Origin of the sequence: Sorangium sp. So ce117, from assembly GCF_051524395.1 — a bacterium.
Classification (GTDB): domain Bacteria; phylum Myxococcota_A; class Polyangia; order Polyangiales; family Polyangiaceae; genus Sorangium; species Sorangium cellulosum_B.
This window is the reverse complement of record NZ_CP150309.1, coordinates 12,183,010-12,196,450: the sequence shown is the minus strand read 5'-3', so window position 1 is coordinate 12,196,450 and position 13,441 is coordinate 12,183,010. Positions and strand designations below refer to the sequence as shown.

Below are 13,441 nucleotides of genomic sequence, written 5' to 3'. Positions count from 1 at the left end.
GGCCGGCGCTCCGGCTATATACTCGACGAAGCGTGCCCACCGACCCGACCTCGACCCTGGAATCCATGACGTCCGGCCCGCGCGGCCCGGGCGGCGATGGCCTCGACGTGGCGGGGCCCGATCCGGAGCTGCTCGCGCTGCCCTCGCCGCCGAAGCAGGAGCGCACGGTCACGGTGGCGCTGATGGCGGCGACCGCGATCGCCGCGCTGTGGATGGCCGTCGCGCTCCTCGGGGAGGCCCGTTACGCGCTGTCGCCGGGCCAGCCGGCGGACGTGGGAGAGCTCGCGTCGCTGCGGCCGCAGGCGGACCTCGCGAACCGTTACGTGCGGGCCGGAGGCCTGCTCGGGACGCGCGGCGCGATCCGGTACGGGCGCGCCGCGGAGGGCGACTCGTTCAGGCTGGCGCCGGTGGCGGGAAACCCGGCGCTGTGGGTGGAGATCCGGGTGCCGGAGGGCTTCGAGGGCCCGCGCTTCGTCCCTCCGAGCACGTTCGCCGGGCGGCTCGTGCCGTTCAAGAGCGCGGGCATCCGGCACGCGCGGCTGGCCGCCGAGGTGGAGGAGCAGGCGGGGATGGCCGTGACGGACGACGCCTGGCTGCTCATCGACGGCAGCTCGCCGCGCGCGTCGCGCTGGGCGGTCGCGCTCGTCGCGCTGTTCGTGGGCTTCGCGGGCTGGAACCTGTTCGGCATCGCGCGGGTGCTGCACCGCGTGCGGGACGCGAGGGACGCGCGCCGCGCTTCTTGACGCGCTCGCGGCAGGGGAGCAGGACGCTCCCTGCCCACCGATGCCCAAGGTCACCTTCGTCAACGAGCACAGGACGGTCGAGGCCGCGCCGGGTCGTCTCCTCAGCGACATCGCTGCCGAGCTCGGGATAGCGGTCTGCCGCGAGGCGTTCCGGGGCACCGGCATCGGCGATTACACGTGCTGGGTGAAGGGGGAGCCTGGCGCGACGTCGCCCCCGACGTTCCTGGAGAAGCTGCTCGGCGCGCGGGGCCAGCGGCGGATGGCGAACAGGACGCGCGTGCTCGGCGACGTGCAGGTGTGGACCCAGGCCGGCCCTGGCAACCGGCTGCGCGCGCCGCGGCCGATCGCGCCGCCGCCGAGCCCGGCGACGGATCCGGAGGCCCCGCGCAAGCCGATCGACGCGAGCGGCAGCGCGGCGTTCCCGTACGGCGATCCGCGCGCGGTCGGCCACGGCAAGCGCGAGCCGATCGCGGCGGGCGCGCTCGAGGCGAAGGCCGCGAAGGAGAAGAAGGCGAAGGCGGCCCCGGCGAAGGCGGCAGAGGGCGCGGCGCCGGAGGGCGCGGCGAAGCCGGCGGAGGGCGCGGCGAAGCCGGCGGAGGCCGCGGCGACGGAGGCTACGGAGGCCGCGGCGAAGGCGACCGAGGGCGCGGCTCCCAAGGCCGCAAAGGCGCCGAAGGCTGCTGCCAAGGCGCCGGACGCGAAAGCGCCGGACACGGGCGCGGCGGAGCAAGCGACGGAGGCCGCGGCAAAGGCGCCGGAGGCGAAGGCGACGGACATCGCAGCGCCGGAGGCTGCTGCGATGCCGGCGGAGGGTGCGACACCCGACACCGTCACCGCACAAGGAACCGCGGGATCTGGGGCCGTGGAGAAGGCGCCCGGACCTGCAACGGCAGCCAAGGAGACCGGCGGTGGTGCGTCGGAGTAACCGTCGTTGCGCGCTGACGCCACGCCGGCACGCGCGAAGGCGTCGAGCGGCCTGTCTTCTCGACGATCCCCGCGCTGCCTGACGGAGCTATACAGGACTTGAGGGGGTATGGTCTTGAGAGCTGCTTTAAGCCTGTGCTCGTAGCTCCAAGCTGCGAAGGCTCTCGAGCACCGACGCCAGCGAGCCCTGGCGTGCGTAGGCGCCCGCGTGCACAGCCGAAGCCATCGAGGAAACTCTCCAGCGTCATCCGCAGGCGACCGCGTTCCGATCGGGCGATAGACTTCGCGAGCGTGTGGCGAAAGCGCACGCAATCGGGGCCGAGAGGATCGCTACGCTCTAGCATCGAAAGCTCTCCGCGGTTCACACAGCAGAGTGCGCCAGTCTGGACCATCCCGCGGTTCACCCGGCAACTCATCCTGCTTCTTCCGCGCTGACCGAATTTGCCTTAACCTCCGAGGCTGGAGGCTGCCCGCGATGAAAGTACGCCGGCGCAGACGAGCATGACCGAGATATCGAGGAAGGCGATTGCATCCTGGCAAGCGTATCTCCAACAGGCGCAGCGCGACGGCGCATGGCTCCAGGCAATGAAGGCTCTCGAGGAGCAGCGCAAAGAAGTCGTGCCGCAGATCCGGGAGCTGCTCGACGGCTTCCTCGCAGGCAGCACGGAGCTCGAACGCTTCCGGTCGGAATTCGATCGGCGAAGCCGCACCGAATGGAGCACCTTCGGACTCGGCGGGTTCGGTGGTGGCATGGTGCTGAACAAGCTGGTCAAGCACGTGCCCGATCACGCCACGCTTGCGGCGAAGCTCAAGGCCGCGCTCCGTGTCCCTGCCGACGAGCCTGCGGCCGCGCGGCAGCTCCGGGAGTTCCTCGATTACCTCGCGGCGCTGGAGACCACCAATGTCACGACGGCGATCAGGACCGACACGTCGCGGGTACCCTTCTTCGTGCCCTTCTGGTGGCATATCCAGGCCCCTCAGGAGTGGCCCGTCTATTACAAGTCCGCGCGCTCCGCGTTCGTCGCGGCGGGCCTCCTCGGCGAGGAAGCGGGCATCGCAGACCAGTACACCCGTTTCCGGCGCGTTTTCCTGGAGCTCGCGAAGGCACTCGACATCGACGCCTGGCGCCTCGAGCAGCTCTGCAAGCGCGTCGAGGGCGGTGAGGGTGAGGGCGCCCATGAGGAGAGCGTGATCGCCGCGCCCGCCACGACAGAGGGCGGCACAGAGCGCCGCGTCTGGCTGCTGGCGCCCGGAAAGGGCGCGCGCCTCTGGGAGGACTTCAAGAAGGAATCCATCGCAGCGATCGGTGTGGATTCCCTGGGCGACCTGAGACGGTACGCCGACGTCGACGTGATCCGGAGGAAGCTCGCCGAGGGTCGAAACGACGGTAGTATCCCGACGAACGACGCGCTGGCCTGCTACGAGTTCGCGCACAAGATGCAGATCGGTGACGCCGTCGTCGCGAAGCGAGGCATCCACCACATCGTCGGCTACGGCATCATCGACTCGGACTATCGCTTCGATCCCAAGCGCTCCGAATACAAGCACGTACGCACCGTGAAGTGGCTCAAGTCCGGCGCCTGGCGCGTACGCGACAAACCGCTGGTAACGAAGATGCTGACCGACATTGGCAAATACCCGCAGCTCGTGGCGCAAATCGAGGACGCGCTCGGGGTCCGCGGCAGCAACGGCCCCGAGCCTCCGGAGCCGACAAAATCGTACACGCTCGACGAGGCGTGCCGTGACCTCTTCCTGGGGCGCATCCAGATCGAACGGATGCTCGGGCTCCTGCGGAACAAGAAGAACCTCATCCTGCAAGGGCCGCCCGGGGTGGGGAAGACGTTTGTGGCGAAGCGGCTCGCGTACCTGCTTCTCGGCGAGAAGGCTCCTGAGCGCATCGACATGGTGCAGTTCCACCAGTCGTACGCCTACGAGGACTTCGTCCGCGGCTACTGCCCGACCGAGGAAGGCTTCGTGCGGCGCGATGGCCCGTTCCTCCGGATCTGCAACCGCGCTTTGCAGGATCTCGACAACTCCTACGTGCTCATCATCGACGAAATCAACCGCGGCAACTTGAGCAAGATCCTGGGCGACCTGATGATGCTCATCGAGGCCGACAAGCGTGGCCAGGAGTGGGCGACGACGCTCTCGTACTCGACCGAGGACGAAGAGCGATTCTACGTCCCCCCGAACTTGCACATCATCGGCACCATGAATACAGCGGACCGCTCGCTCGCCTTAGTGGATTACGCCCTCCGGCGCCGCTTCGCGTTCGTCTCGGTCGCGCCGAGCTTCGAGACCGACGCGTTCGCCACGGAGCTCTCGCGAATGCACGTGCCAGAGGCGCTCGTCGGGCGGATCCGGGCGCGCATCAAGCTGCTCAACGAGATGATCAGGGGCGATCCGCAGCTCGGCCAGGGCTTCTGCATCGGCCACAGCTACTTCTGCCAGGTTCCGGCGGGGCGCGCTCCTGTCGAGGACTGGTATGGGCAGATCGTCGAAACAGAGATCCAACCGCTGCTCGAAGAGTACTGGTTCGACGCGCCCGAGCGCGCCACAGAGGCGCTCGCCCTCATGTACGACGATGAGCGCTGACACCGTGGATATTCCGATCCGGAACGTGTACACGCTGCTCGCCTACGCGTCGGGGTTCCTCGAGCTCTCGGCCGTCTCCGAGGTCGGCGCGATCGAAGCGGACACGCCAGCAGATCTCCTCGCGCGGCTACTCGCGGACGGGCTCAGCGCGCTGCTCCGGCGTGGGCCCTACCGCGCGTACCTCGAACGCGCGGAGGATGTACGGCGGCCGCGTGGTGCCGTCGACGTCACGCGCACGGTCAGCGGCGCGCTGCGGTCGCGAGGGCGCGTGGGCTGCCGCTTCGACGAGCTATCGTACGACGTCATCGAGAACCGCGTCGTCAAGGCAGCAGCCCGTTTGCTCAGCACGTGCCGCAACATCAAGCGCGAGCTCTCCCTCGCGCTGCGCGCCGCGTGCTTCCGCATGGAGGACGTCGCAGACGTCGAGCTCCGCGCGGACCTCCTGCGGCGAGCCCACGTTCCCCGCGGGTATCGCCTCTACGGGATGCTGCTCGACATATGCCAGCTCGTGCTCGCAAATTTTCTCCCGGACAAGCAAGGGGACGGAGCTCGACTCCGGGACTTCACCCGTGACGACGAGCAGATGGCGCACCTGTTCGAGGCGTTCGTACGCGGCTTCCTACAGCACCATCTGGACGGCGCTCGCGTCACCCGCGAGTGCCCGAGCTGGGCCAGCGCTTCAGGAGAGCGCACGGCGCTCCAGCTTCTGCCGCGGATGATCACCGACGTGTCGGTCCGCTGGCCCGGGCAGTGCACCATCATCGAGACCAAGTTCGTGAGGCGGCCATTCAGGGAGCTCGCAGACAGCGCGCGGCTCAAGCTGAGATCGGATCATCTGTACCAGCTCTTCGCCTACGTGAAGAACACCCGCGAGCGGGAGCCCGGATCGATCAATGTGGACAGCATCCTGCTGTACGCGAGCGTCGGACGCGGGCTATCGGAGACACTTTCGCTGGGAGACATCCGCATCTCCGTCCGGACGCTCGACCTGTCGGCGAGCTGGGCCGACATCCGTGCGGCCCTGCTCTCCTTGCCGTTACGACGCGTCGCGACGCGCATGGTGGCTGTGTGAGAACTCGCTCTCCGCGTGCACGGCGAGGCGCTTCGTCGAACCGGACGATAGCGCGCGGCTTTGCAGCGCCATCGTGTACATCACACCTCGCGACATGCGGGCCGGTCGTGCCAGGACGATCACTCCTCGCAGCCGCAGACACCTCCGTGATATGAGCAGCAGCCACGATACGAGGAGCGGGCGCAGAGGCAGCTCGGCGAGAGCGTGCCGTCGCAGCACTGCACCCGGAGGCTCGCCTGTCGCCGCTCCTCGGCCGCCTCTTTCATCAGCCGCCGCCTTTCCTCCGCGGCCTCTTGGAGCTCCCGCCGCCGCCTCTCTTCCGCCTCCCGCCGCTGCCGGATCTCCTCCACACCCGCGTCGACATCCGGCCGCAATCGCGCGACCCGCGCGAGGAGCGCTGCACACGGTTCTGCCTGCTGTACGTCGGTGCCCCGGAACTCGTTCAGCGCGAGCTCCACGCGGCTCAACGCAGCTTGAGCATCCTCCCACCGTCGTAGCGTTGCCCTGGCGGAGGCGACCTGCAGGTCCCGCGCGATCTCCGGGGCGACGTGCTTGAAGCGGGCAGCGGCTCTCAGCTCCCTCGCCCCCCGCTCCCGCTCCTCCTCGGCGCGCCGTTGCGCCTTTCGGGCGGCTTCCTCCTCGTCACGCCGCTGGATGGCCTCGCGCTCTCTCCCGTCGACCTCGGTCTCCGTACGCGTAACCTCCAGCAACGCCACCCCGACGCAGGTGCTCCGCGCCTCCTGGAGCTGCGACCTGGCCCGGTCGAAGCTCGCAGCCTCGAGCGCCTCGTTCGCGCTGCGGCGTGCCTGCTCGCAGGCGGCAAGCGCCTCCCGACGGACGCGCTCGTCGGCGCTGCGCTTCGTGATGAAGCCCGCGAGGCCCACGCTCAGCAGGCCGGCCACCGCGGGGTAGACCACCCACGGCGCCCGGCGCGACGCCAGCGCAGCAGCCGCGAACGGCAACGGTGCAGCCGCGGTGGAGGCACCGATCGCGACCGTCAGGCCAGCGATGATCCCTGCCCCGAGCACGACGAGCGCCACAGGCTCGGAGGTGGCGCCAATCACGTAAAGCAACAGCAGCGTGTAGACCTGGGTTCCGGCCCACCCGAGGGCGACGCCGAGCCTGGCCCTCGCGTCACCCGTGTATCGCCCCTCCGAGCTGACGATCTCCCGGAGCACGAGCCGTCCGAGCAGGATCGCAGGCACGCCAAGGAGGGGTCCGAGCACCATCGCCGCAGCACCCAGCTTGAAGAGCGTCTCGCTCGACGGATGAGGCCGCGGGAAGAGCCCTTCCAGGGTTGGCACCGGACTCGGGCCGAGCCGCGAGCTGGGCGGATCCTGATCGACCACCGTCACGTCTCCAGCGCCGCGAGCGCCTCCTCGATCCACCGAATCTGCTGCGCTTGCAGCTCGTCTGGGACCTCGTCGGAGCGGACGGCATCGAGCGCTGCGAGCAGATGGCGGCGCTTCGCGGCTGCGGTCTTGAGCCCATCCACCTTCTCCAGGACGGCATCGACCTCGATCTGGGAAGCCTCCAGAAGGAGCCGATCGCGCAGATCCTGCAGCGTTAGCCGTTCGAGGCCGAACCGCACGGCACTCCTGCGCCCCGCGGGCCCCTTCGCGGCCTCGAGCTTTGCGAGCGCCTCATCCAGCGTTTCCTTTTCCTGCGCCCGCAGCGCCCGCTGGCGGCGCTCCTCCTCCTCGGCAAGCATCGCCTGCCGGCGCGCCTGCTCTCTGGCACGGATCGCCTCCCGGCGCGCCGGTGCGTCCTCGTATTCGCCGAGCGCCTCGTACTCTTGGTCGGCCTGCATCGGCGTACCGGCGTCCTCCAGGGCGATCGCCAGCTTGTAGCGGACCGCGCGCGCGGTCTCCTCGTCCATGGAAAGCTTCAGCGCATGGCGGAGCCCCCCCGCCGCGAGGCCGTGCTGGCCCGCCGCACCGAGCTTCTCAGCGTGGGCGATCGCGACCTTCAATGCTTCTCGCTGCTGCGCTTCTTCCTGCCGTCTCCGCGCCTCCTCCTCGTGGCGTCGCTCCTCCTCGACCTCGGCCTGCAGCGCCGAAATACGGTCGGCCGCGTCCTCCAGACCACCCTGAGCGATCAACGCCTGGTACTCGACGATGGCGGCAGAGCGACACTCGTTGTCTTCCAGCAACCGCGCCAGCTTGTAGCGCAGACTGCGCGACAGCTCGGGAGCACAGACCGGCGCGTCCGCAGCCTGCCTCAGCGCCATCGCTGCATGTTCGATCTCGCCCAGTGCGACCTGTGCGTCCGCCAGCGCGGAAGCGCCCAGCGGGAAGGCAGGATCCGACGCGGAGAGCTTGAAATCGGCTACGGCCTGACGCGGACGCCCGTCGAGCACATGAATCTGGGCTCGCGCGACCTCGATGCTGCCAGCTCCCCCGCCCTCTTGGCGAAACGGCAACGGCGCAGGCAGCCCAGGAAAGGCCAGCGCCATGCCCGACGAGAGCCGGCCGATGCTCGCGACCCGCGCGACGGCCCTTTCCAAGGCCGCGAGGGCGTCCTGGTAACGCGCGCGGCACGCGGCGTGGGCTGCGAGGAGCAACCACGCGTCGGCATCGTCCCGTCCGCGGTCCTCCAGCGTGTTGAGCAGCTCGGCGGCCCTGGGATCCGATGCGTGGAGTGCGGCGATGGTATCGAGGAACAGCACCTCCAGGCGCTCGCGCCATATCCGCCGAGCTATCCGGTAGATGGCGTAGGCAACGCCCGCGACGCCGAGGAAGATCCAGACGGCCGGGAACGTCAGGACCATGACGAGCGCGTACAGGAGCAGCGCAAGGACACCGGTCAGCGCGATGAACACCAGGAGCACCACGAGAGGGTGTCCGCTCCGCGACGCGCCCTGCCCGGAGGGCGGGAGACGCTCGCGGTATACGACATAGCCCACGCCGACGAACCCGAGCGCGATCCACGGGTACGGCGTCGCGAGGACCGCGGCCAGGGCGGAAACGATCGCGAGCAGCGCGTAAAGCCCCAACCCGATCGCGATCAAGATCGCTAGCGCAGTCGCACCGGCCGATCCACCACGCCGTCCGCGTGTCCGTGGAAGGCGGACGCGAGGGAAGGATCGAGGGCTACGGCGTCCCATTCGCCACGTTCATTCTCGACGGGGACGCCGCTGCTTGTCAATGTGCCCTTGCACGGCGGTGGGACAACCTCGCCCCTGGTCCCACGTTGGAAGTTGATGCTGGTTGTCGCGCGGTATCCGGTCGGTCGAGGGCTGGCACGGTAGCGTGCACGAAGGCGCGGCTCGGCTTCGCGATGGGGTGCTACAGACCTGGTGGTCCTCGCAGAGAGCCCAGTTGCAACAGCCGACGTCACACCGCACTTCGACCAGCCGAAGCCTTGACGTCCATGATCATTCACTGCGAATCATCTCGCAGTGTTCTCCATGTCGCTCTCTCACAGTCGGCCGTTCTGACCGTCTTTATTTTCTCTCTGCATGACGCCTGCCGAAACCCCTGAGTCGGCGCCATCTCCATCACCCCTGTTAGGCCCCTGCATGAGCAGCTCGTACAACGTACCCTCCGTCTCGAGCGCAGGCGGCGCAAAGATCTTACTCACGGCCTCCGGCGCGACGTCCCCTCGAGCAACCCCTGCCCCTGCCGGGTCTCCGCAGCGCTTCCCCCTACTCCTGCCGGGTCTCCGCAGCGCTTCCCCCTGCTCCTGCCGGGTCTCCGCAGCGCTTCCCCCTGCTCCTGCCGGACGTCCGCAGCCCTTCCCCTCACCCCTGCCGGGCGTCCGCAGCCCTTCCCCTCACCCCTGCCGGCAGGCGGCAGCGCCTCTCCCACGCCCTTCCGGTGCCGGCGAGTGCCGGAACGCGTGGGCGAAGGCCTGGGGCGATGGATCCATGCTCACCCGCGCCGACCTGACCCTGACGCGGAGCGGAAGTCCGGCCATCACCGGCCGACGGAGCTGGCCAGCGCTCGGCGCTCTTCAGAGATCTCCGACGTCTCCCCAGCAGCGGCCCGACCGCCCGGTTGCACGCTATAGTGGATTTCACTATCCTGTCTCCACGAGGAGCACCGATGAGAGGGACGGGAACGGCGAAGCGTGGCCGGGATGAGGAACGCGGTCCGGCGGGACGAGGCCCGGACGAGGACAGCGGACCCGTCAGCGTGGTGCTCCCGGCCGAGCTCCGGGAGCGGGTCCAGGCCGAGGCGAAGAAGCGCGGCCTCAAGCTCTCGCCCGCGATCCGCGCGCTCCTCAGCGAGCGCGTCCAGGAGATCGACGACGTGGAGCAGCTCAGCCGGGCCGAGGAGTGGCAGCGAGCCCAGGTCTGGGCGGTCTGGGAGCGGATGAAAGCGGGAGACCACGACGAGGCCGCGCGCCAGGAGATCGACTCCATCTTCGACGAAGCGCACGAGGCGCTCCGTGACGCCCCTCGTCGCCGCGCCCGCTAGGCCAGGGCGCCGCGTGGGCCGCCGCGTCCGCTTCCGCCGGGAGTTCGCCCGCGACCTCCGCGATCAGGTGCGCTGGCTCAATGAGAACCGCGGGCTCGAGCAGGTTGAGCGCCTGCGGACCGGCCTCGACGAGGCCATCGAGCTCCTCGCCCGCTTCCCTGGGATCGGTCCCGCCGAGGCAAAGGACGACGAGGACCGCGCCGTCGTCCGCAGGCTCCTCCTGCGCAAGCTCCCCTACGTCGTCTGGTATCTCGTGGACGCCTCCGACCCCGACGGTGACCTCTGGCTGCTGCGCCTCTTCCACGCGCGGCAGCAGCGGCCGCTGGCCGGGGCCGGCCTCCCCTCACGGAAGCCGCGGACGAGGTGAACGGGCAATGCGTCGCGTCGCTCCTCCCGGCGCGCGCCAGCCCCCGCAGCGCTCCGGCGCACAGCCCCCCTCGGCGCCCGGCGTGCTATGCACGCGCCGATGAGCGACGTGGTGGTGATCGGCGGCGGCGTGGCCGGGTGCGCCTCGGCGCTGGCCCTGGCGCGGCGCGGGCTGTCTGTCCGCGTCCTCGAGCGCAACCAGGGCGAGGGCGCTTCGTGGGCGGCGGCGGGGATCATCGGCCCCCAGCTCGAGGCCTCGGGCGACGGCCCCCTCGCGCGGCTCTGCCTCGCGAGCCGCGCCCTCTACGCGGAGCTCGCCGCGTCGCTCGTCGAGGCGACGGGGATCGACGTCGGGTACCGGCAGAGCGGCGCCCTGCGCGTGGCGTTCACCGCCGAAGGACGCGAGGAGATCGCGCGCGAGCTCGCGTGGCAGCGGGAAGCCGGCCTCGCCGTGGAGCTCTGCGACGGCGACGGGGCCCGCGCGCGCGCGCCGGCGCTCTGCGACGAGGTCGCCGGCGGCGCGTGGCTCGCCGACGAGGCGCGCATCGATCCGCCGTCGCTCATGCGCGCGCTGCGCATCGCGGCGGAGCGCGCGGGCGTGCGGTTCAGCACCGGCGCGACCGTCCGGCGCATCGTGGTCGAGCGGGAGCACGCGCGCGGCGCGCAGCTCGAGGACGGCACGAAGGTCGAGGCCGGCTGGACGGTGCTCGCCGCCGGGAGCTGGTCGTCCCTGCTCGACGCGTCGGGCCTCGCCCCCTCGGCGGTGCGCCCGGTGCGCGGGCAGATCGTCGAGCTCACGCCGGCGTCGCCGGTGCTCTCGCAGGTGGTCTACGGGCCCGGGTGCTACCTGTCGCCGCGCGACGACGGGCGCGTGCTCGTCGGCGCGACCGTGGAGTTCGCCGGCTACGTCACCGCGGTGACGTCGCGCGCCGTGCGCGACCTCCTGACCGCGGCGCTCCGGCTCGCGCCCGCGCTCGGCGACGCGCCGATCGGCAGGACGTGGGCCGGCCTCCGGCCCCACCCGAAGGACGCGCTGCCGATCCTCGGCGAGGGGGAGATCGCGAATCTGCTCTTCGCGACAGGGCACTTCCGCAACGGCGTGCTGCTCGCCCCGGTGACCGCGAAGATCGTGGCGGCGCTGATCGCCGGAGAGGAGCCGCCGGTGGATCTGTCGCCCTTCTCCGCCAGACGGCCCGGCATCACCGGCTGAGCGCGACGGCGAGATGTACGCACCTGGCGCGGCGAGCTGACGGTCGTCCGCTCAAGCATCGATGCGCGGAGGCCCTCGCGATTGTTCGGCGCGACAGCCCCCGAGCCCGCTGGACCCCCTGCCCGATGGGAACGACGCCAGCGTGAGGGTGGCAACCCGCTGAGCTCCCTCGCGAGGCAAACGCTCATCGGGGAACGTCGATCGCCAGCCGTGAATTGACAACAGCCCATTCGGTCAGCAGACAAGACGCTGACAGACATCCTCTTTCCAGGAGGGCGGCCAGACAAGCAAGTCAATGAGCTGTCGACCAGGAGCAGGCTCCCCAGCACGGGCTTGACATCGCCGGTAAATACCGTATCTCATCTCCTTGAGAGCTTCGATCTTACTTGGTGGCATCATCGCGCACACTGCCTTGAGGTCGGTACAATGATCCACCGAAAGGAGAATACCTTGAACTTACGCACTGCCGTTCCCACAATGTGTGTCGCCCTCACGGCTGTTCTCGCGGGCTGCGTCGTAGGCGCCGACACAGGCGCTGGCGAGGGCTCTGTGACAGGCAGCGATGAAGTCGGCGGCGAGCAATCATCGTCGCTCTCTGCGCCGGGTTGCACGGTTCGCCTCACGCCGTCGAGCCTCGTCGCCAGCGTCGCGCAGGCCGAGAATCCGGCGGCGAACGCCGCCGACGGCGACCTGGCCACCCGCTGGTCGGGCCGCGGCAAGGGCGCCTACGTGACGGTAGACCTGGGCGCGACCCAGCGCATCTGCAGCGTCTCTCTCGGTTGGTACAACGGCGGAGTCGATGGACGCGTGTACGACTACGCGCTCTCGACCTCCACGTACGGCCAAGATTTCTCTCCGATCTTCGCGGGGAAGAGCCTGCCCAACACCTCGCTCCAGCCGGTCGAGTTCCAGGCCGTCGACGCGCGGTACGTCCGCCTCACGGTCGACGGGAACACCGTGAACGACTACGCCGGCGTGACGGAGCTCCAGATCTCCGCCAGCGCGGCCCCCGCCAGCGCCTTCGTCCATCCGGGTATCCTGGTCAGCAAGGGACAGCTGGATTTCGTCAAGACGAAGATCGGCGGAGGTGCGCAGCCCTGGACCAAGGAGTACCAGCTCGCCAGGGGCTCGAGGCACGCGAAGCGGGACTACGTCGCCAGCCCGGTGCCGATCGTGAAGTGCTCCACGCCCGGCTCGAAGCAAAAAGCCATCGAGTTGGGCTACGAGCAAGCGGGCTGCAGCGAGATCGTCAACGACGCGAACGCCGCCTATACGCAGGCGCTGCTCTGGTATTACAGCGGCGACGCACAGTATGCCGAGAACGCGCGGCGCATCCTCGACGCCTGGGCGCGCACGCTGACCGCCATCCTGTTCGATCAGCCCCGCTTCCCGGACAACAACGTTCAGGTTTACGCCAACGGCAACTTCACCGCTGGCTGGGCAGGCACCAACTTCCTGCGGGCCGCGGAGATCTTGCGTTACACGTACGGCGGCTGGACGGCCGAAGACACGGCGCTGCAAGAGAACCACTTCAGGACCGTCTACTGGGACCTGGTGAAAGACGGCTGGACGGGCGGCGGGAACCGGACCTCCGTGATGAACGAGACGGCGCTCGGCATCGCGATCTTCACGAACGATCGCGAGAAGTACGAGTACGTCGTGAGCCAGGTGGAGCACTCCAGCAAGGCCATGATCTACATGCCGAGCGACGGCCGCCAGCCGCTCTATCCCATCTATCAGGGCCGGCCGCGCTACACCGACGACGCGAAGGGCGCTCTCGCGGGGATCTGGAGCAACCCGACGCGCTACATCGCCGGCCTGGAGCAGGAGACCTGCCGCGACCTCGGGCACATGCAGATGGGCGTGAGCTCGCTGGCGAACATGGCAGAGACCCTTCGCATCCAAGGCGATGCGCGCAGCGCCTACGGCGACGACCCGGTTCATGACGAGAACCGCCTGCGGGAGGCGCTCGAGCTGAACGCCGATTACGCGCTGCAATACCTCGACAACACGGGCATGTTGATGATCGCGGCGATCCGCGGAGATTCGGTGAAGTTTACCGGTGAAATCCGCGCCCGGTGCCGGTGAAACCCGCACCCGACGCCGGTGA

The 13,441-nt window shown here is 69.4% G+C and carries 10 protein-coding genes; 8 read left to right on the top strand and 2 right to left on the bottom strand.

Going from position 1 to position 13,441, the window contains the following annotated elements; genetic code table 11:
- Positions 1 to 32 precede the first annotated feature (32 nt).
- The 4 genes from WMF46_RS45750 (at position 33) to WMF46_RS45735 (ending at position 5,334) form a co-directional block, all read left to right on the top strand.
- Positions 33 to 743 carry a hypothetical protein gene (locus WMF46_RS45750; protein WP_437982994.1) on the top strand — a complete coding sequence of 237 codons (711 nt, stop codon included), beginning with the start codon at positions 33 to 35 and terminating at the stop codon, positions 741 to 743.
- Between the two features lie 40 nt (positions 744 to 783).
- Positions 784 to 1,668 carry a hypothetical protein gene (locus WMF46_RS45745; RefSeq protein WP_437982993.1) on the top strand — a complete coding sequence of 295 codons (885 nt, stop codon included), beginning with the start codon at positions 784 to 786 and terminating at the stop codon, positions 1,666 to 1,668.
- A gap of 500 nt (positions 1,669 to 2,168) precedes the next feature.
- On the top strand, positions 2,169 to 4,262 hold the full coding sequence (locus WMF46_RS45740) for an AAA family ATPase (protein ID WP_437982992.1): 2,094 nt from the start codon (positions 2,169 to 2,171) through the stop codon (positions 4,260 to 4,262).
- Positions 4,263 to 4,266: 4 nt separating this feature from the next.
- A complete protein-coding gene (locus WMF46_RS45735; RefSeq protein WP_437982991.1) occupies positions 4,267 to 5,334 on the top strand; it encodes a 5-methylcytosine restriction system specificity protein McrC in 1,068 nt (355 codons plus the stop codon).
- Positions 5,335 to 5,453: 119 nt separating this feature from the next.
- On the opposite strand, the gene WMF46_RS45730 is transcribed toward WMF46_RS45735, so the two are convergent.
- Together WMF46_RS45730 and WMF46_RS45725 are read right to left on the bottom strand one after the other, a co-directional pair.
- On the bottom strand, positions 5,454 to 6,689 hold the full coding sequence (locus WMF46_RS45730) for a hypothetical protein (protein WP_437982990.1): 1,236 nt from the start codon (positions 6,687 to 6,689) through the stop codon (positions 5,454 to 5,456).
- A complete protein-coding gene (locus tag WMF46_RS45725; RefSeq protein ID WP_437982989.1) occupies positions 6,686 to 8,344 on the bottom strand; it encodes a hypothetical protein in 1,659 nt (552 codons plus the stop codon). The genes WMF46_RS45730 and WMF46_RS45725 overlap by 4 nt, the downstream gene beginning before the upstream one ends.
- 1,036 nt (positions 8,345 to 9,380) lie before the next feature.
- Here WMF46_RS45725 and WMF46_RS45720 point away from each other — a divergent pair.
- From WMF46_RS45720 to WMF46_RS45705, 4 genes are all read left to right on the top strand, one after another.
- Positions 9,381 to 9,755, top strand: coding sequence for a hypothetical protein (locus WMF46_RS45720; protein WP_437982988.1), 375 nt, complete (start codon positions 9,381 to 9,383; stop codon positions 9,753 to 9,755).
- Complete coding sequence (locus WMF46_RS45715; RefSeq protein WP_437982987.1) at positions 9,727 to 10,122, top strand: type II toxin-antitoxin system RelE/ParE family toxin; 396 nt, start codon at positions 9,727 to 9,729, stop codon at positions 10,120 to 10,122. The genes WMF46_RS45720 and WMF46_RS45715 overlap by 29 nt, the downstream gene beginning before the upstream one ends.
- Before the next feature lie 99 nt (positions 10,123 to 10,221).
- Positions 10,222 to 11,331, top strand: coding sequence for a glycine oxidase ThiO (thiO, locus tag WMF46_RS45710; RefSeq protein WP_437982986.1), 1,110 nt, complete (start codon positions 10,222 to 10,224; stop codon positions 11,329 to 11,331).
- 426 nt (positions 11,332 to 11,757) lie between these two features.
- Positions 11,758 to 13,419 (top strand): discoidin domain-containing protein, encoded by a 1,662-nt coding sequence (locus WMF46_RS45705; RefSeq protein ID WP_437982985.1) that lies wholly within the window; start codon positions 11,758 to 11,760, stop codon positions 13,417 to 13,419.
- The last annotated feature ends 22 nt before the right edge of the window (positions 13,420 to 13,441 follow it).

Bases quoted from the DNA above. Each gene is read 5' to 3' on its own strand.
- WMF46_RS45745 (WP_437982993.1), top strand. From the start codon at position 784: ATGCCCAAGGTCACCTTCGTCAACGAGCACAGGACGGTCGAGGCCGCG.
- WMF46_RS45740 (WP_437982992.1), top strand. From the start codon at position 2,169: ATGACCGAGATATCGAGGAAGGCGATTGCATCCTGGCAAGCGTATCTC.
- WMF46_RS45720 (WP_437982988.1), top strand. From the start codon at position 9,381: ATGAGAGGGACGGGAACGGCGAAGCGTGGCCGGGATGAGGAACGCGGT.
- thiO (WP_437982986.1), top strand. From the start codon at position 10,222: ATGAGCGACGTGGTGGTGATCGGCGGCGGCGTGGCCGGGTGCGCCTCG.
- WMF46_RS45705 (WP_437982985.1), top strand. From the start codon at position 11,758: ATGATCCACCGAAAGGAGAATACCTTGAACTTACGCACTGCCGTTCCC.